The 18786-nt window shown below is 70.6% G+C and carries 17 protein-coding genes; 9 read left to right on the forward strand and 8 right to left on the reverse strand.

What is annotated here, in order from left to right:
- Positions 1-2: 2 nt before the first annotated feature.
- A complete protein-coding gene (locus tag AABM36_RS11810; protein WP_423446452.1) occupies positions 3-926 on the reverse strand; it encodes a LysR family transcriptional regulator in 924 nt (307 codons plus the stop codon).
- 122 nt (positions 927-1048) lie between these two features.
- On the opposite strand from AABM36_RS11810, the gene AABM36_RS11815 reads away from it, so the two are divergent.
- From AABM36_RS11815 to AABM36_RS11825, 3 genes are all read left to right on the forward strand, one after another.
- Positions 1049-2224, forward strand: coding sequence for a CaiB/BaiF CoA transferase family protein (locus AABM36_RS11815; RefSeq protein ID WP_423446454.1), 1176 nt, complete (start codon positions 1049-1051; stop codon positions 2222-2224).
- Entirely contained in the window at positions 2221-3423 is a 1203-nt protein-coding gene (locus tag AABM36_RS11820) for an acyl-CoA dehydrogenase family protein (RefSeq protein WP_423446456.1), read from the forward strand. The genes AABM36_RS11815 and AABM36_RS11820 overlap by 4 nt, the downstream gene beginning before the upstream one ends.
- Positions 3424-3578: 155 nt before the next feature.
- Positions 3579-4844, forward strand: coding sequence for a phosphatase PAP2 family protein (locus tag AABM36_RS11825; protein WP_423446458.1), 1266 nt, complete (start codon positions 3579-3581; stop codon positions 4842-4844).
- Here AABM36_RS11825 and AABM36_RS11830 read toward each other — a convergent pair.
- Positions 4753-5652 carry an MBL fold metallo-hydrolase gene (locus AABM36_RS11830; protein WP_406018280.1) on the reverse strand — a complete coding sequence of 300 codons (900 nt, stop codon included), beginning with the start codon at positions 5650-5652 and terminating at the stop codon, positions 4753-4755. The genes AABM36_RS11825 and AABM36_RS11830 overlap by 92 nt on opposite strands.
- 185 nt (positions 5653-5837) lie before the next feature.
- On the opposite strand from AABM36_RS11830, the gene gluQRS reads away from it, so the two are divergent.
- The 3 genes from gluQRS to putP all read left to right on the forward strand — a co-directional run bounded on the left by gluQRS (position 5838) and on the right by putP (position 9313).
- Positions 5838-6767 (forward strand): tRNA glutamyl-Q(34) synthetase GluQRS, encoded by a 930-nt coding sequence (gluQRS, locus tag AABM36_RS11835; protein WP_423446459.1) that lies wholly within the window; start codon positions 5838-5840, stop codon positions 6765-6767.
- 159 nt (positions 6768-6926) lie between these two features.
- Complete coding sequence (locus tag AABM36_RS11840) at positions 6927-7664, forward strand: hypothetical protein (RefSeq protein ID WP_423446460.1); 738 nt, start codon at positions 6927-6929, stop codon at positions 7662-7664.
- 110 nt (positions 7665-7774) lie between these two features.
- On the forward strand, positions 7775-9313 hold the full coding sequence (putP, locus tag AABM36_RS11845; RefSeq protein WP_423446462.1) for a sodium/proline symporter PutP: 1539 nt from the start codon (positions 7775-7777) through the stop codon (positions 9311-9313).
- A gap of 103 nt (positions 9314-9416) precedes the next feature.
- On the opposite strand, the gene AABM36_RS11850 is transcribed toward putP, so the two are convergent.
- The 4 genes from AABM36_RS11850 to AABM36_RS11865 all read right to left on the reverse strand — a co-directional run bounded on the left by AABM36_RS11850 (position 9417) and on the right by AABM36_RS11865 (position 15170).
- A complete protein-coding gene (locus AABM36_RS11850) occupies positions 9417-10385 on the reverse strand; it encodes an L-lactate dehydrogenase (RefSeq protein WP_423446464.1) in 969 nt (322 codons plus the stop codon).
- Between the two features lie 461 nt (positions 10386-10846).
- Positions 10847-11782, reverse strand: coding sequence for an HpcH/HpaI aldolase/citrate lyase family protein (locus AABM36_RS11855; RefSeq protein WP_423446466.1), 936 nt, complete (start codon positions 11780-11782; stop codon positions 10847-10849).
- 325 nt (positions 11783-12107) lie between these two features.
- The gene (gene hrpB / locus AABM36_RS11860) at positions 12108-14765 is read right to left on the reverse strand and encodes an ATP-dependent helicase HrpB (RefSeq protein ID WP_423446468.1); all 2658 of its coding nucleotides are present in this window, start codon (positions 14763-14765) and stop codon (positions 12108-12110) included.
- Positions 14766-14999: 234 nt separating this feature from the next.
- Positions 15000-15170: a hypothetical protein gene (locus AABM36_RS11865; protein ID WP_423446470.1), complete on the reverse strand. Its 171-nt coding sequence runs from the start codon at positions 15168-15170 to the stop codon at positions 15000-15002.
- Between the two features lie 47 nt (positions 15171-15217).
- Between AABM36_RS11865 and AABM36_RS11870 the strand changes: the two genes are divergently transcribed.
- Both AABM36_RS11870 and AABM36_RS11875 read left to right on the forward strand, forming a co-directional pair.
- Entirely contained in the window at positions 15218-15619 is a 402-nt protein-coding gene (locus AABM36_RS11870; RefSeq protein WP_423446472.1) for a hypothetical protein, read from the forward strand.
- 130 nt (positions 15620-15749) lie between these two features.
- Complete coding sequence (locus AABM36_RS11875) at positions 15750-16187, forward strand: AraC family transcriptional regulator (RefSeq protein WP_423446474.1); 438 nt, start codon at positions 15750-15752, stop codon at positions 16185-16187.
- A 71-nt stretch (positions 16188-16258) separates the two neighbouring features.
- On the opposite strand, the gene AABM36_RS11880 is transcribed toward AABM36_RS11875, so the two are convergent.
- Positions 16259-16834: a maleylpyruvate isomerase N-terminal domain-containing protein gene (locus AABM36_RS11880; RefSeq protein ID WP_423447956.1), complete on the reverse strand. Its 576-nt coding sequence runs from the start codon at positions 16832-16834 to the stop codon at positions 16259-16261.
- A gap of 32 nt (positions 16835-16866) precedes the next feature.
- Positions 16867-17634: a sulfite exporter TauE/SafE family protein gene (locus AABM36_RS11885; RefSeq protein ID WP_423446475.1), complete on the reverse strand. Its 768-nt coding sequence runs from the start codon at positions 17632-17634 to the stop codon at positions 16867-16869.
- Positions 17635-17822: 188 nt separating this feature from the next.
- Between AABM36_RS11885 and AABM36_RS11890 the strand changes: the two genes are divergently transcribed.
- Positions 17823-18779: a 1,4-dihydroxy-2-naphthoyl-CoA synthase gene (locus tag AABM36_RS11890; RefSeq protein WP_423446477.1), complete on the forward strand. Its 957-nt coding sequence runs from the start codon at positions 17823-17825 to the stop codon at positions 18777-18779.
- Positions 18780-18786 lie beyond the last annotated feature (7 nt).

Raw genomic sequence — 18786 nt, forward strand, 5'->3', positions numbered from 1 at the left:
CGTCAGCTCCCGGGGACCTCTGCGGCCTGGCCGCGGGGGTCCCCGTAGAGGTTCTGGGCCAGGCGCACCACGGCGCGCAGTGCAGGGTTCGGATCCGCGGCGCGCCACACGAGCTGCACGTCCAGCGGCCGCTGCGGCTGCACCAGGGGCAGGAACACCACGCCGTCCGAGGACACGTTGTCCCGCACGGTGTCCAGGCTCAGGGCGCAGCCGATCTGGGCGGCCACGAGCACCACCAGGGTCCACGAGTCCGGCGCCACCTGCGCCACGCGCGGCACGAACCCCGCAGCGGTGGCCAGGGAGGTGAGCCTGTTCTGCAGGGCCGCTCCGGGGCCCGCGGGCAGCACCACCCACGACTCCTCGGACAGCTGGGCCATGTCCACGCGGGCGGAATCGGCCAGAGGGTGGTTGCTGGGCAGCACCACCATGACCTCCTCGTGGCCCAGCACGGAGCAGCGCAGCTCCGAGGGGATGAAGTCCCAGCGCCCGATGGCCACGTCCAGGGAGCCGTCCAGCACCTTCTGCATGGCCGTGTGGGAGAACTGCGAGCCGTGCAGCTCCAGGTGCACCCCGGGGCGGTGGGTGCGCACGTGGCGCGCCAGCTCCGCGACCTTGCGGTTGATCGAGGCGCCCGCGAACCCCAGGCGCACCCGCCCGGTCTCCCCCGTGACGGACTTGGCGACGGCGCGGCGCGCGTTCTCGGACGCCGCCACCAGGTCGCGCGCGGGATCCAGCAGGGCCTGCCCGGCCGGGGTCAGTGAGACCTGCCGGGTGCTGCGCTCGAACAGCTGAGCTCCGAGGGACTTCTCGATGCTCTTGATGAGCCGGCTCAGGGGCGGTTGCGCGATCCGCAGCCGGGCGGCGGCCCGACCGAAGTGCAGCTCCTCGGCAACGGCCAGGAACGCCTTGGCCTCGTGGACTTCCATGCCCCGAGCCTACGTGATTGTTACCACAGGGGCATCACTGAGGGGCTTTTCTTGTATTGGACAGAACCCAATGCCGGTGGTTGTGTGTGGTGTAACACAGTCACCGTCCCAGTGGAGCGTTCATGTCCCCCATTCAGGAGTCGACCCCCGGGCCGCTCAGCGGAATCGTCGTCGCGGACTTCTCCCGCGTGCTGGCGGGCCCGTACTGCACCATGCTGCTCGCGGACATGGGTGCCACCGTCATCAAGGTGGAGGGCCCCGCGGGGGACGACACCCGCGGGTTCAAGCCGCCCAGCCGGGACGGGGTGGGCACCTACTACCTGTCCGTCAACCGCAACAAGCACTCCATCGTGCTGGACCTGGGCGACCCCGCGGACCTGGAGACCGCGTACGAGATCATCGATGCCGCGGACGTGTTCATCGAGAACTTCAAACCCGGCGGACTGGCCCGCTTCGGCCTGGACCCCGAGTCCGTGGCCGAACGCTGGCCCGCCCTCATCCACACGAGCATCACGGGCTTCGGCACGGCGGGCGGCTCGCACCTGCCCGGCTACGACCTGCTGGTGCAGGGGGTCTCGGGCTTCATGACCGTGACCGGCTCCCCGGACGGCCCGCCCCAGCGCGCTGGGGTGGCCATGTTCGACGTCCTCACCGGCCTGCACGCCGCCGTGGCCATCCTGGGTGCCCTGCACGAGCGGGACTCCTCCGGGAAGGGGCAGCACATCCACCTGGACCTGCTCTCCTCCGCACTGTCCTCCCTGGTCAACCAGACCACGGGCTACGCCGCGTGCGGCAACGACCCCCAGCGCATGGGCAACGAGCACCCCAGTCTCTTCCCGTACGGCCCCTTCCCCACCGCGGACAAGGAGCTGATCCTCACGGTGGGCAACAACCCGCAGTTCGTCCGCCTGGTCACGGTGCTGGGCCTGCCCGAGCTGGGCGAGGACCCCCGCTTCGACACCGTGGAGAAGCGCAACAACCACCGCGAGGAGCTGCGTCCGCTGCTCAACGCCGCGCTGGCCACGGACACCGCCGAGTCCTGGGCGTCCCGGCTGCAGGCCGAGGGCCTGCCGTGCGCCCCCATCCTCACCATCCCGGAGGGCGTGGAGTACGCCGCGTCCCTGGGCCTGGAGCCCGTGGTCCAGGTGGGCGAGGGCGACGAGGCCGTGCCCCTGATCAAGAACCCCGTGACCTTCAGCCGTACCCCGGTGCGCTACGACAAGGCCCCGCCGGCCCTCGGCGCGGACCGCGCGGAGGTCGTGGACTGGCTCCGCTCCCACCGAAAGGACCCGTCATGAGCGAACTGCTCGAGAACCCCGATTTCTTCCTCCTGGACCAGGAGCTCTCCGCCGAGGAGACCGCCCTGCGCGACCGCGTGCGGGCCTACGGCCGGGAGCACGTGCTGCCCACCATCAACGAGGCGTGGGAGGCCGGTGAGCATCCCCTGCCCGTGTTCCAGGGCCTCGCGGACCTGGGCATCGTGGGCACGTTCATCAAGGGCTACGGCTGCCCGGGGCTTTCCCGCCAGGCGGCCGGTCTGGTGGCCCGGGAGATGGGTCGGATCGACGGCTCCGTCAACACGTTCTTCGGCGTGCACTCCAACCTGTGCATGGGCAGCATCTACATGCTCGGCAACGAGGAGCAGCGCCAGCGGTGGCTTCCCACCATGGCCACCATGGAGAAGACCGGGGCCTTCGCCCTCACCGAGCCCACCCACGGCTCCGACTCGGTGTCCCTGGAGACCTCCGCGCGCCGGGACGGAGACCACTGGGTGCTCAACGGGCACAAGCGGTGGATCGGCAACGGCCACGCCGCGGACGTCACCGTGCTCTACGCCCGGGACGAGGCGGACGGGCAGGTCAAGTGCTTCGTGGTGGAGAAGCAGGCGGACGGCCAGTACCCGCAGGGCTACCGCCCCGAGGTCATCGCCGGCAAGATCGGCAAGCGCGCCATCAACCAGGCGGACATCGTGATCGAGGACCTGCGGCTCGCGGACGAGAACCGCCTGGAGAACTGCCACAGCTTCAAGGACGTCAACAAGGTCCTCAAGGCCACGCGTGGCGGTGCGTCCTGGGAAGCCGTGGGCCACGGCATGGCGGCATTCGAGATCGCCGCGAACTACGCCCTGCAGCGCGAGCAGTTCGGCATGCCGATCGCCAACTACCAGCTGGTGCAGGAGCGCCTGGCCACCATGCTCTCGGACCTGACTTCCCTGCAGCTGATGTGCACCCGCATGGCCCAGCTGCAGGAGAACGACCAGCTCACGGACGCCATGGCCTCCCTGGTGAAGATGACCACGTCCCGCAAGGCCCTGGACATGTGCCGCACCGCCCGGGACATGCTGGGTGGCAACGGGCTGCTGCTGGAGAACCACATCGGCCGCCACCTCACGGACATGGAGGTGGTTTCCACTTACGAGGGCACGGACTCCGTCCAGGCGCTCATCGTGGGTCGCGCCATCACGGGGGTCTCCGCGTTCACGCGCTCCCGCCGCTGATCCCGGGGCCCGGGGCCCGGTTCGCTCCGAGCGGGCATCCAGCACGGTGACGTGCGGCTCACAGCCGGGTCCCGGCGGATCGTGTCACCATGGAGGGCCGGGTCCACCATCTCCGAGGGGACCCGCCCGCTGTCTTCCGATGAGGTCCGCCGCCCGTGTCCCACACCCCGTACCCCCCTGGCTCCGACCCCTACCGCCCCGGCCCCCAGCACGGTGACCCGTACCGCGGCGGCCAGTACCGCGCGCCCGCCTACAGCGGTGGCGGCTACGGCGGCTACGGCGCCCCCGCTCCACTTCCCGGCTCCCCGGGTCGCGTGCCCGTGCCCCCGGCCAGGCCGCTGAGCGCGGGAACCGTGGTGGGCGCGGCGCTGTCCGTGGCCCTGCTGTGGGGGCTCGTGCTGCTCGTGGCCCAGGCCGGGCTGAACACGGTGACCGGTCAGGCCCTGGACGAGACCGCCCTGCAGCAGGCCAAGGCGGACCGCAACACCTTCTTCCCGTCCTTCGTGCTCGTGGCCGCCCAGTTCCTGCCCGAGGTGGTGGCGGTGGCCGCCGGGATCCTGGCGCTGGTCTGGGCCGTGCGCTACCGCCGGTGGGTGGCCGCCCCGTGCGCGGCGGTGGCCGTGGTCGCCGCCAATGTGACCACCCAGTTCCTCAAGCACGGCGTCCTCGACAAGCCGGACCTGGGCGTGCAGCAGATCACCTCCAACTCGTTCCCCTCCGGCCACACCACCGCGGCCGCCTCCCTTCTCATGGCCGCGCTGCTCGTGGCCCCGCCGCACCGCCGGGCCCGCGCCGGGCGGTGGGGTGCGTTCCTCGCGGCCGTGGTGGGCATGACCACCGTGCTCAACGGCTGGCACCGCCCCACGGATGCCGTGGCCGCCCTGCTCATCGTGGGCGGCTGGGGTGTGCTGGCGGCGCTGGCCACACAGCTGATCGACGCCGCCGTGGCACGTGCCCGCCTCCGCACCGGAAGCACCCCGGCCGGCAGCTACCGCCGGTTCATGGACGAGCGCTCCCACCGCCGCCAGACACGCGCGTGGAGCGAGGACCGCGGGGACAGCGCCTACGTTCCGCCCGCGCACGAACGGCAGGCCCGGGAACTGGAGCGGGCGGCGTCGGCGGCGAGGGACGCGGAGCGCCGGAACCAGCCGCGGGCACCGCGCGCGGCGTGGGACCCGCAGCCCTACGGGTACCGGGGCGCCACCGTGCGCGTTCCCGCGAGGCCGCGGCTGGGCACCGCCATCACGCTGATCGTGTTCACGGGAGTGCTGCTGGCCGTGGCGGTGTGGTGGCCCTATCCCGCGGTGGCGGGGACGTTCGGCGGACGGGTCACACTGACGGCGGGGTATCTGGGGATTGCGGCCGCAGCTGCTCTGGGATGGTCGATGGTGGCACGTCGGCTGCGTTCTGCGACTCGATGAGCGCCCAGCGGTCCAGGAACACCCGGGCCACGCCGGCCTGGTAGGGCAGGCGGTACATCGCCGCGGTGGAGGGGCCCTCCTCCGTGACCTGCACGTCGCGGGCGCGGCGGATCGCGAGCTCCATGGTGTCGGCCTGCTGGGAGACGAAGTTGACGGTCACGGGAGTCCCGTGGCCGGGCACGAACGCGGTGTAGCGCTCCAGGGTGGCCAGCGCGCGCAGGGACTCCACCCAGCGCTGGGGGAAGGCGTCCTCGAAGTTGGGGTCCGCGCCCTCCTCCACGAGGTCCCCGCAGAACACGACGTCGTCCACGCCCACGCAGACGTCGTTGTCCGTGTGGCCGGGGCCCAGGAAGAACAGGGTCACGGGCCGCTCGCCCAGGTCGATGCGGGTGAGGGACGGGCGCAGGCCTGTGCCGGGCAGGGTGTTGGTGGGCAGCACCAGGCGGGTGTCGATCCCCTCGCCCGCGCCCATCTCCGGCTCCTGCGTGCTCACGAAGCTGCGCTGGTACTCCCCCACCTCAGCCATCGCGCTCGCGCAGGCCTTGTGCGCCCAGAACTCGGTGGCGCCGGCGCGCGCGAACACGGCGTTGCCCATGAAGTGGTCGTAGTGCGCGTGGGTGTTCACCACGGTCAGCGGAAGATCCGTGATCTCGCGGACGGCGGCCAGGATCTCCCGGCCCTGACGCGGTCCGGCGCCCGTGTCCACCACCAGGGCGCGCTGAGTGCCCAGCACCAGACCGGAGTTCAGTCTCCAGTTGTCGGTGCCGATCACGTAGACGCCGGGGCGCAGCTCCTGGGTGCGTGCCATGCGCTTCACTCTATCCGTAACGCACTACCGGTCCCGCATCGGGAAGGGCCCCGCGGAGCCTGGGGACGGGGGCACAGCAGTCGTGGTGCGGGCCACGCGCTGCGCGGGCGGGGACGGGAGCGCAGCCTTCTCGGCCCCGCCCGCATCCATCCGGTGCGCTGACCCCCGGTGCTACTGTCTCTCGCGTGATTCCCCGCCACCCCGAGACCGTCCCCGCCCCCGCGGGCCGCTTCGCGCCGTCGCCCTCCGGGGACCTGCACCTGGGCAACCTGCGCACCGCCCTGGCCGCGTGGGGATTCGCGCGTGCCACCGGCCGCCGGTTCCTGCTGCGCGTGGAGGACCTGGACCGGGTGAAGCAGGGCGCCACCGAGCGCAACGTGGCAGACCTGCGGGCCATCGGCCTGGACTGGGACGGCCCCGTGGACCTGCAGTCGCGGCGCATCCCCCTGTTCCTGGAGCGCGTGCGCACCCTCACGCACGCCGGGCTCACCTACGAGTGCTTCTGCACGCGCAGGGAGATCCACGCGGCGGCCTCCGCGCCCCACGGCATCCCGGGCGCATACCCGGGCACGTGCCGGAACCTGACCGACGAGCAGCGGGCACGACGCCGCAGGGAGCGTCCTCCCGCCGTGCGGCTGCGCGCGGGGGTGCGTGAGTTCACGGTGCACGACCGCTTCGCGGGCGAGTTCACGGGTGCCGTGGACGACATGGTGCTCGTGCGCAACGACGGCACCCCCGCGTACAACCTGGCCGTGGTGGTGGACGACGCCGAGCAGGGCGTGGACCAGGTGGTGCGCGGGGACGACCTGCTGCCCTCCGCTCCCCGGCAGGCCTACCTGGCGGGGCTCATGGGCTACGGCGTCCCGGAGTACGCGCACGTTCCCCTGGTGCTGGGCCCCTCCGGGGAGCGGCTGGCCAAACGGGACGGCGCGGTGACCCTGCGGGAGCTGCAGGAGCTCGGGCACACGGCGCAGGACGTGGTGGGGTGGCTGGCCCGCTCGCTGGGGATCACCCACCCCGTGCGCACGGCCGCCGAGGTGCTGGAGCACTGGGATCCCTCCAGCTGGACCAGGGAACCCACGGTGTTCGAGCCGTGGGATGCGGCTCAGGTCTGACCCGCAGATGAGCGGATTCCGCACGAGTCAAACGAATTAAACGAAGAACCCCCAGGACCAATCTGCCCTGGGGGAAACTCCATGTAGTGAACGAGGGACCTTGTCCTCGTGTTGACCCACAGTCTACCCCAGGACCCTTTTCTGTCACAGAATCAGAGAATGGCTCAACGGTCCTCCCTCCTGCAGATTGCGCACACGCTGCACTCGGCCAGAATGGCCACCTACCTGGGCTCCACCCACAACGACGTCGCCCGCGCACTTGACCTGTACCGGTGGAACCTCCAGCTGGGAGCGGCATTCCAGGAAGTTCTCGCCGTGACAGAAATCACCCTCCGCAACGCGGTGGACCACGCGCTGCGCACATGGAACGCGGGGCAACCACGCCCCGATGGTGAAGGACTGCACTCCCCGCACTGGCTCCAGGACCCCGCCCGCCCGCTCGCCTCACTGACCCGCAGGACGCGGGACAATGCACGTCGACAGGCCGAAGCTGCACGCTCCGCCCGGCCTCAGAACCACCCCAGGAAGTTCGCGCCCATCACGCACGACGACATACTCGCCCAGCTGACCTTCGGCGCGTTCGTGAAGCTGCTACCCACCCCGGATGAGGATGCCCCCACGTACCGCGCGCGCCACATCCTGTGGAGCGAGGCCATGAGAACTGCGTTCCCGCACAACGACAGTCACGACCCCCTGGGGATCGTTCTCGCTGACCGCGTGGGGCGCCTGCACGCACTGCGCAACCGGGTCTCCCACCTGGAACCGTTGCTGACCGTCAACGTGTCGGCACGTCACACGGATGTTCTTCGCGTCATAGCCGCTGTCAGCCCAGCCACCAGGGACTGGTGCGCCGGTATGAGCAGAGTCAAGGAGACCAACCAGCGTCGCCCCAGCTGAGGACCCGGCGGCGTACCCTTGTGCTCTGCCTCACTTCATGCAACCGGGAACCATTTCATCCCCCTATACAGTGGGCGCAGTCCAACGACCCCGTACCGGAAGGCACGCGTATGTCCGATCAGGCGTACCAATTCGTGGCAATCCTGGCGTACTTCATCGCCATGATCTGCATCGGCCTGTGGGCCAACAGCAAGACCAAGAACCTCGACGACTACATGCTGGGCGGGCGCAACCTCAAGCCCGGCGTGGCCGCGCTCTCCGCGGGAGCGTCGGACATGTCCGGGTGGCTGCTCATGGGCCTGCCCGGTGCGGTGTACCTCTCCGGCCTGGTGGAGGCATGGCTCGCGATCGGCCTGACCGCCGGTGCGTGGGTGAACTGGAAGATCGTGGCGCCGCGGCTGCGCGCGTACACGGAGGTCTCACACAACTCCATCACCATCCCGTCCTTCCTGGACAACCGCCTCAAGGGCAACACCCGGGTGCTGCGCGTGATCTCCGGCGTGATCATCCTGATGTTCTTCACGTTCTACGTGTCCTCCGGCATGGTGGCCGGCGGTGTGTTCTTCCAGTCCTCGTTCGGCACGAGCTACCAGGCCGGCATGCTCCTGGTGGCCGGCGTGACCGTGCTCTACACCTTCTTCGGCGGGTTCCTGGGTGCGTCCTACACGGACCTCTTCCAGGGCGTGCTCATGCTGGCGGCGCTGATCCTGGTGCCCATCGTGGGAGTCATCATGGTAGGCGGCCCGGCGGAGATGGTGGACCGTATCGAGGCCGTGAACCCGGATGCCCTCTCGCTCTTCGCGGGCGGCACCGCGGTGGGCATCATCTCGTCCCTCGCGTGGGGTCTGGGCTACTTCGGCCAGCCCCACATCATCGTGCGCTTCATGGCGCTGCGCACCCCCGCGGACGCCAAGGCCGGGCGCCGGATCGGCATCGGGTGGATGGCGCTGAGCGTGCTGGGCGCGATCGGCACCGCCCTGGTGGGTCTGGCCTACTACGGCAACCGCCCCGGCGAGGAGCCCACGGACCCCGAGGCCATCTTCCTGGACATGTCCCAGGTGCTGTTCCACCCCCTGGTGGCCGGGTTCGTGCTGGCCGCGGTGCTCGCCGCGATCATGTCCACCATCTCCTCCCAGCTGATCGTCTCCTCCTCCGCCCTGGTGGAGGACCTCTACAACCTGGCCGCCAAGCGCACCCCGTCCCCCAAGGCCCAGGTGTGGCTGGGCCGCGGCGGCGTGCTGCTCGTGGCCGTGGTGGCCGCCGCCCTGGCGTGGGAGCAGAACTCCACCATCCTGGACCTCGTGGGCTTCGCGTGGGCCGGATTCGGCGCCGCCTTCGGTCCCGTGGTGCTCATGAGCCTGTTCTGGCGCAAGCTCACCAACGCGGGTGCCATCTCCGCCATGGTGGTGGGCGCCGCCACGGTGTTCCTGTGGCAGTACACCCCGTGGAGCGACCTCTACGAGATCATCCCCGGCTTCATCCTGGGTGGCCTGGTGGGCATCGTCGTCTCCCTGATCACCTACCGGGACAACCCGGAGATCGACCGCGAGTTCGACGAGACCCTGCGCCTGGTCAACCACCCCGAGGAGGCTGACCCCGCTGCCGCCGCCAAGGCCGCTGCCGGTGAGGCTCCCGCCGGGACCGTCTGAGCAGACACGGCGCCCCGGCGCTGACACGGCAGAACGCCCTCGCACCATCCGGTGCGAGGGCGTTCTCACGTCCACGGCAGTGGCGGTCCTGCCGCGACCGGGATCAGAACCCCAGGTCGCGCAGGGACGTGCGCATGGTCTCTGCGGAGGCGCGCAGCTGCTCCTTCTCCGGCTCACCCATGGGGATGCGCAGACGCTGGCCCACACCGGTGCCGCCCACCACGGACGGCACGGACAGGGCCACACCGCTCACGCCGTAGTAGTCGTCCAGCACCGTGGACACGGACAGCACCGACTGCTGGTCCTTGAGCACGGCCTCGGCGATCCGCACACCGGCCAGACCGATCGCGTAGTTGGTGGCACCCTTGCCCTCGATCACACGGTAGGCGGCGTTGACCACCTGGTCCTTGAGCTCCACCAGGCGCTCCGGGGTGAAGGGGCGGCGCCCGTCCACCTCCCACTCGCTGACCGGCACCTGGCCGATGCTCGCGGAGGACCACACGGGGAACTCGCTGTCCCCGTGCTCGCCGATGATGTACGCGTGCACGCTGCTGGTGTTGACCTGCGCCTCGTTGCCGATCAGCCAGCGCAGGCGGGAGGTGTCCAGCACCGTGCCGGAGCTCATGATCCGCTGGTACGGCAGTCCGGTGATCTGCTGGGCCACCACGGTGAGCACGTCGCAGGGGTTGGTGACCAGCACGAAGACCGCCTGCGGGGCCTGCTCCAGCAGCTGCGGCATGAGGGACTTCAGGATCGCGGTGTTGGCGCCGGCCAGGTCCAGGCGGGTCTGCCCGGGCTTCTGCTTGGCGCCGGCGGTCACGAACACGATGTCCGCGTCCTTGAGCACGGCGACGTCGTCCGAGCCCTCCACCCGGACACCCGGGGCGAACATCTGCCCGTGGGAGAGGTCCAGGGCCTCGGCCTGGACCTTGGCGGTCTGCAGGTCGTAGAGCGCGATGTCGGTGGACGTTCCGCGGATCATCGCGGCGTAGGCCAGCGAGGTTCCCACGGACCCCGCTCCCACGATTCCGATCTTGGTACGGCGGACGGTCGTTTCGTTGGACGGGCTCACGGTGTCACTGCTCCATTCGACGCGGACTGCCCGGCCACGCCCGGCCGCCTGGGCGGCACGGACACGGTCCGGCTGGCGGGAACGCCTCCCGGTTCCGCGTTCCGCGCCCGGCCGAGGCCGGATACAGGTGGCACCGAAATGCGTTCCCACCACCATCTTCCGCCGTCACCCCGCCCCGGGCAATGACGCAGCCCACTCCGCAGCGGCGTGTCTCTATCAAGGCCCGCCCACGGGCCGGGAGCCCTCCGTCACGGCCCCACCGCGGCCGTCCCGACGGTGCGGGGATGCGCGGGTGCCCGACGGCGCGGGAAAGTGCGGGCACCAGGTGGCGCGGGAAGGCGAGATCACGGGACAGCGGAGGGGACGTGCGCGCACGAGACGGCGCGACGGCGTCGCCATCCGGGGATGACGACGCCGCCGCGCCGGGTTCCGCACGAACGCCCGGGTGGGGCGCCGCGCGCTCAGCAGTGGTAGGTGTCCGTGGGGGCCTCGAAGTGCATGTCGTAGCCCTCGGGCAGGCGCATGCCGAACGCCGTGGCCAGGCCCAGCACCTTGCGGGCACGGGCCAGGCGCGGGAGGTCGGAGCCGTTGCGGATCTGGCCGCCGTCCTCCTCGAACTCCTGCAGGAACTCGTTGGCCCAGGACAGCTCGCTGAGGGACGGGGACAGACCCTCGTTGACCGTGGCGGTCTGCTCGGGCATGAGGCACAGCTTGCCGGTCATGCCGAACTCGTCCGTGACGCCGGTGGCCTCGGCGAGCTTGGCGCCGAGCGCGCCCACCGCGGGGCCATCGATGGGACCGGGGAGGTTCGCGGCGCGGGACGCGATGGTGAACTGCGAGCGCGTGTACGCGAGCGCCATGGGGTTCTCACCGAAGCCGGTGTCGCGGCGGTAGTCGCCGATGCCGAACGCCAGGCGGTACGTGGAGCGGGCGGTGGCGATGTCCTGCAGGTTCTGCACCCCGCGGGCTGTCTCCACCAGGGCCACGATCCGGGTGCCGCGCAGCAGCTCCGCGGTGCGGGTGACGTGCTCGGGGGACTCGGTCATGGCGAGCATCACGCCGTCCAGGCCGGGGACGTCCCGCAACGCCTGGAGGTCCTCCTCCCACCACGCGGTGCCGAAGCCGTTGATGCGCACCCACGCGCGGTTGACCTGGCCGTCCTGGTTGCGGGAGCCGAGCCACGCGATCACGTTCTCGCGGGCCTGGGCCTTGTCCGCGGGTGCCACGGAGTCCTCGACGTCCAGCACCACGGCGTCCGCGGCGCTCTGGGCGGCCTGGTCGAAGCGGGAGACGTGCGAGCCGTTGACGAGCAGCCACGAACGGGCGAGCTCGGGGCCCACGGCGGGGATCTCGGTGGGGTCGATGGTCATGGCGGTTTCCGCAGTGGTGGTGGTCATGAAAGTCACTTCGCGATCTGTGTCTGAGAACGGACACGCCCCCTGGTCCCCCGATCCCGGTGAACGTCCGGACGGTGTGCGGCACCGAGCGCGTGCTCCGTGGTCGCCCACCGGCCCGTCCGCGCGGTGGAACGGGTGAGGCGGGATGGCGCGGGTCAGCCGAGCACTCGGACCAGCCTGGATGATGGGGCGGCTGGTGCGGGTCGTCTGCCAGTCGTGCTGCCCGGGCCCCACCCGTGAGGTGAACGGGCAGGCCCACGACGCACGTGGTGGTGCGCCCCGGGGATCGGGCGAAACTTCACAGTAACCCAGGTCACATTCGATCTCAAACGGGGTGTCCGCGGCCGTCCCGCCGCAGGGCCCGCGAGGTCTTGGCGGTGGCCACCGCGTTCCAGGGGTCCTCGGGCCAGGGGTGCTTGGGGTAGCGCCCGCGCATCTCCGCGCGCACCTGGGCGTACGGCCCGGACCAGAAGGAGGCGAGATCCTCGGTGATGGCCAGGGTGGCCTTCCCCGGGGAGAGCAGGTGGAACTGCACGGGCACGCGCCCGTCCACCACGCGCGGGGTCTCCGCCCAGCCGAAGCACTCCTGCAGCTTCACGGCCACCACGGGGGGTCGCGCGGGCTCCTCCTCGTCCCAGACTTCCGGGTAGTCGATCCGGGCGGAGTTCCCGCTGGGCACGTCCAGCCGCCGCGGGACCAGCTCGTCCAGGCGGGCAGCCTCGGGCCACGGCAGCAGCCGGCGCAGCGCATCCGCCACGTGCACTGACCGCAGGGAGGCACCGCGCGCCACGTCCCGCAGCTCGATACTGAGCCACTCGTCCGCGCGGGCGAGCAGGGCGGCGTCGTCCACCGCGGGCCACGGGTCCCCCAGGTGGCGGTGCAGCATGGCGAGGCGGGCGCGCAGCCCGCGGGCGGCGTCGTCCCAGGGCAGCAGGTCCAGGCCCTCGGCGGCGAGCGCGGCGCGGATGGCGGGCACGGCCGTGTCCGGGTCCGCGCGCACGGGCGTGGCCGAGAGCTCGATCGCGCCCACCGCCCGCACCTCGCGGGTGCTCACGCGGCCGTTCGAGAAGCTTGCGCGCGTCTCGGTGCGGGCGAGCGGGCCCGCCACGAGCTGCGCGTGCGCCAGGTCCAGGGGTGCCGCCGCGCGGATCACCGCGCCCGTGCCCGCGGCGGCTCGTCCCGCGGCCCGGCTGAGGTCAGCGACCGCGAGCCACTCGTGGTGCCGCAGGGGACTCCCGGCCTCCAGCCCCGCGCGCGTGCCGGAGGCGAGCAGCCACTGGTCGCCGTGGGCGTCCACACGCTGGGCAATCCACTCGGGCCGCGCCAGGCCCACGACGACGCCCTCCCGGACGCCGGCGGGCACGTCCGGTTCCGTTCCGCGGGGCGGCGCATCCGCGTTCTCCTCGGCCCCGTTCGCCGCTTCCTCGACCGCGAGCGCGGGGTGCGCCGCCATCCGTTCCAGGCGCTGCACCTCCTGGCGCCACCGGGCGGACTCGCCGCCGCGGGAGGAGCGCAGACCGCGCACGAGGGCGAGGATGTCCGCGGCGGGCACGCGGGCGGCGTCGGACACCGCGGCGATGACCTCCGCCGCCGTTCTGGTGCCCACGAGATCCGCGCCGTCCAGCAGGGCGCGGCCCCACCGGGGTTCCACCGGCAGGGAGACCAGCAGGCGCCCAAGGTCGGTGGCGCGGCCGTCCTCGGCCACGGCGCCGAGGCGCGTCAGCTCGGCCTCCGCGTCCGCGCGGGCGCGGGGAGGCAACGGGTCCGGCAGGGCCATGCCCTCACCACCCGGGGAACCCCACACGGCGAGCGCGAGGCACGCGGAGGTGAGGTCCGCGGTGCGCACCTCGGGAACGGTGTGGGCAGGCATGGCGCCCCAGGCGGCGTCGTCGTAGCAGCGCACCACCGTGCCCGGGCCCTGGCGGGCGGCGCGGCCCGCGCGCTGCTCGGCTGACGCCTTGGACGCGGAGACCGTGACGAGCCCGGAGATCCCGCGCCCGGCGTCCCGGCGGGGCTGGCGGGCCAGGCCGGAGTCCACCACCAGGCGCACGCCGTTGACCGTGAGCGAGGACTCCGCGAGGGACGTGGTGACCACGATGCGCGGACGCTCCCCCGGCGAGCGGCCCGCCACGGCGCGGTCCTGCTCGCGCGGGGGAAGCTGGCCGTGCAGCTCCAGGACCTCGGCGTCGGTGAGACCCCGCAGCTCGGCCGCCACGCGGGACACTTCCCGGGCCCCGGGGAGGAACACGAGGGCATCCACTGACGGGTCCGCGGCCACGGCGCGGGCGTGGGCAGCCGCGGCGGTGCGCGCCACGTGGCGGAGGAAAGCAGGGGTGACGCCGCGCTCATCGAGGCGTTGCGGGCCCGGCGTCCACTCCACGGCGAGCGGGTGCAGCGCGGACGGACAGTCCACCACCGGGGCGGGCGCGTCCCCGCCCAGCAGGGCGGCAAACCGCTCCGCCTCCACCGTGGCGGACATCGCCACGAGCACCAGGTCATCCCGCAGCTGCCGCAGCTCCGCGAGCATGCTCACGAGCAGGTCCGACTCCACGCCGCGCTCGTGCACCTCGTCCAGCACCACCGCCGCGATCCCGGTCAGTTCCGGGTCCCGCAGCAGTCGGCGCAGCAGGATCCCGGGGGTCACGAACTCCACGCGGGTGGCCCTCGACGTCCTGCGCTCGCCCCGCACGGTCCAGCCCACGACGCCGCCCGGCTCCGTCCCCGTGAGCGCGGCCAGCCGGCGCGCGGCGGCACGGGCGGCGACCCGGCGGGGCTGGACGACGACGACGCGGCCAGCCTCCTTTGTGTCGCCGTCGTGCACCAGGTTGACCACGAGCGGCGGGACCACCGTGGTCTTGCCCGTGCCCGGAGGGGCCTGGACCACGGCGGCCCGGCCGACGAGCGCCTGCTCAAGCCGCGGGAGGGCCCGCGCAAACGGCAGACCCCGGCCGATGCGGTTCAGGTCGAAGGATGGGGAAGCCATGGCCTCACCCTAAGTGCGTCCTTCCTGAATTGGCGGCTCTGCGTTGCATGGGCCGCAGACAGCAGAAGCACGGTGGGGGTGGCGCGGTGCACCACCATGCCGTGCCCTGAGTCTCGCTACAGGGAACCCGCTAAGAATGTTCAGATCCGAATGCATGGAGGGACGTGGTGGACAAGACCGTTATGGCAGCAGGTGTGGGGCGGTGGCCGGGATCTGGATCAGGTCATTGCGGCGTTAGAGCATACGGCGCTGGGCCCAGTCGATCGCCTGCAGCACGTCGGCGCCGGTGATGTCGTAGACCGTGGTCCAGCCGCCGGTCTCGGAGTGGATCCCTTTGTGGGAGGAGACCCGGAACCACGGATCATGGTCCTCCCCATAGCGGTCGCCCTCCCACACAAACTCCACCCGGATGTTTCGATCAAGGTGGTCCTGGTGGGGCGTACGGTGGCCGAGTGACCAGATTCGTCATCGATGCTCTTACGCTGATCCATCTCGTCTCGGAACGGGTCGAGGTCCACGCGGCTCATCGGCTGGTGGCGCCCAATGCCATCCGCTCACAAGCGTTGATGCTGCTGCTGGAAGCGGTACGTGATGGCCGGATGGCCGAGAAGGAGGCCCTCGCGATCGAGGACCGGATGACGGAGGTCAAGATGCGGCTTCTCGGCGATCGGGTCTCGCGGCGTACGGCGTGGCGGATAGCCCGGGAACAGGACTGGGGCGACTTGGTCGAGGCAGAGTACGCCGCCGTCACCCGCCTGCAGGCAGACGCTCTGGTCTCCGTCGACACGGGCTTTTTGCGCCGGCTGCAGTCTCTCGTGCCCGTCGAGCCGGTCGAGGCGCTGAGCCTCCCCTGACACGAGAGGCGTCGGCGTGACCCGGCGACGACCTCTAACGCTCGACGGCCCTGTAGCTCACATGACCACGTGCGCACCTCTCTGGCATGAGCGCTTGAAAACATCCCAAAATCTTGGATAGACCTGGCACATGAGCAACTATCCGTGTCGTCATGCCCTGGGGCGGATCGATGTCATCGCCCTCGACGACCTCCCGGCACTGAGCCGGGACGTTCCTTTCAACCTTCCGAGCATCCAGACCGGGTGGCCTGACTTCGAGCATGGGTTCGACTCTCTGAAGGGGCGGCGCATGATGGGTCTCGTCTACGGAACATCGCAGATCTACCGCATGTGCTCGACACGCTTGGACCGCGACGCCGGCAACCCTCTCGGATTGGACGAGACGGTGATCCCAGGCGGGTCGTACCTGCGCCTGCGCCTTCGAGGTGAGGTGCCAGCAGTGTACGAGCAGATCGGTGAAGCGTTCGAAGTTCTTTTCACGTGCGCGGAGCATGACTCGACACGCCCGCAGATTGAGAACTACCGCCGCGAGGGTGAGATCGACTGTCTTGTACCGATCCTTGCGTAGCTCCACAGGCCATTTTTCTTTGCCGCCGGCAGAGCAGGAGAGGAACCGCACCACTTCATGAGTGCAATAGGTCAGCTCGCCACAGGAACACTGGAGTCCCATGACCACTCCTCCAGTCGGGGATGCTCATCCAGGGGCGCTCGGCCACAGCAGTAAAGAAATACAGCGGTGGGGTCACCGTCGGGCGAACAGGGGAAAAGCCGACTCAGTAGCGGTGCGCACAGGGTTGCGGGCGGCCTCCACTCCAGACCCAGGCCACGGGCTATGTCATAGGTGTGAACCAGGACCTCTACCGCGCCCATCGCAGCAAACCCGGGGCCGTCTGAGACACCGTAAGGGTGCCAGCCCCTGACCTCAGGGAGGGCGTTCTCAACGGCCTGTTCAAGCATTCGGCCACACATGCCGATTGCCTCAAGAATCTGGCAGTTGGTTGCGTTTTGATCCACCACCACGTCGATGGGCAGATAGTTGTCCTGGGGTTGAGCGATCACCTGAGACGCGTAGGAAAACAGGTCGTCTGCCACGTGCACCGCCGTGTCCCGGCAGGACCACTCCAGGTCGCCGGCGGGGGCCGCCCACGAGAGGTCAGCGACGGCACCCAGCACTGACCGCATCTGCACGACCGAGTCGCTGAGCACCTGCGTCATCGAGTCCACGGCTGCATCCTAGTGCCGCCACATCAGACCAGAAGGTACAGCGCCCCCAGCACCGTCACCACGATCACGGCGGTGTCGAACACCCGCTGCCGGATGCGGGTGATCGCCCACCTCCCCGCGAACGCGCCGAGCACCACACCGGGAACCAGCAAGGCGTCGAGCACGAGAGTCTGCGTGGTGATGAGCCCCAGTCCCACGGACACCGGGACCTTCAAAAGGTTCATCACCGCGAAGAACCACGCGGCGGTCCCCAGGAACGCGTGCTTGGGGAAGCGCGCGGCCAGGAAGTACATGGACATCACCGGACCCCCGGCATTCGCGACCATGGTGGTGAACCCACCCAGCGAGCCGTACCCCGCGGCCACGGCGCGAGAGGCAGGGGCGGGCGGGGCGGCGTCGTCGTCCCGGGGTGCAGAGTCCCGGTGACGCTGCCAGAGCGTGAGAGCCATGAGCATCAGCAGCATCACGCCGATCACGCGGCGGACCAGCGAGTCCCCCGCGAACGCGAGGAACACCGCACCCAGCCCGAGACCCACCAGAACCGCCGGGAGCATGCGGATCAGCGTGGGCCAGTGGGCGTGCTTGCGGTAGGTCCACAGCGCGAACATGTCCCCCACGATCAGCAGCAGGAGCAGCGCGCCGGTGGAGGGCTTGGCGGGGAGCACCGCGGCGAAGATCGCGACGGCCAGGGTGTTGATGCCCGGCAGCGCCGTCTTGGAGAACCCCACGAGCACCGCGCTCACCGCCAGGGCGGCCCAGGCGAGGGTGCTCAGATCCGGGAGCAGGGTCATGGGAGGTCCTTTCCGCGTGACGGGCGGAGAACATCCCCGGCGCTCCGCACAATCTAGTGAAGCAAAGACAGCCCAACGGCCCGACATCTGCACCAACGGAGCAAATGCAGGCGCTCGGGCGGGGGTGGGTGGTGCGGGCCACCGAGGGCACGCGGGGGCACCGCCCGCCCCGTCCTACAGTGGTACCCATGACCAACGCGCAGCTTCCCGACCGAGTGTCCGAGATCTTCGACCCGCAGCAGTGGCGCCCCGTGGAGGGTTTCACCGACCTGCAGGACATCACCTACCACCGCGGCGTGGAGCGGGATGCCAGTGGTGCCGTGGTGAAGGACCTCCCGTGGGTGCGCATCGCCTTCGACCGCCCCGAGGTGCGCAACGCCTTCCGCCCGGGCACCGTGGACGAGCTGTACCGCACGCTGGACCACGCCCGGATGTCCTCGGACGTGGGCGCTGTGATCCTCACCGGCAACGGCCCCTCCGCCAAGGACGGCGGCTGGGCGTTCTGCTCCGGCGGGGACCAGCGCATCCGCGGGCGGGACGGCTACCACTACGCGGAGGGTGAGACCGCAGACTCCATCGACCCCGCCCGCGCCGGGCGCCTGCACATCCTGGAGGTGCAGCGTCTGATCCGCACCATGCCCAAGGTGGTCATCGCCGCGGTCTCGGGCTGGGCCGCCGGGGGCGGGCACTCGCTGCACGTGGTGTGCGACCTCACGATTGCCTCCGCCGAGCACGGCAAGTTCAAGCAGACGGACGCCACCGTGGGCTCCTTCGACGCCGGCTACGGCTCCGCTCTGCTCGCCCGCCAGGTGGGTCAGAAATTCGCCCGGGAGATCTTCTTCCTGGCCGATGAGTATTCCGCTGAGGACATGCACCGCATGGGCGCCGTGAACCGCGTGGTCCCCCATGCCGAACTCGAGTCCACCGCCTTGGAGTGGGCCCGGAAGATCGCGGCACAGTCCCCGCAGGCCGTGCGCATGCTCAAGTACGCGTTCAATCTCCCGGACGACGGCATGGTCGGTCAGCAGGTCTTCGCCGGGGAGGCCACCCGCATGGGCTACATGACGGACGAGGCCGTGGAGGGCCGGGACGCGTTCCTGCAGAAGCGGGACCCAGACTGGTCCGCGTTCCCCTACTACTTCTGAGCCGCCG

Source organism: Kocuria sp. KSNUG (genome assembly GCF_049532735.1).
GTDB classification, from domain to species: domain Bacteria; phylum Actinomycetota; class Actinomycetes; order Actinomycetales; family Micrococcaceae; genus Kocuria; species Kocuria rhizophila.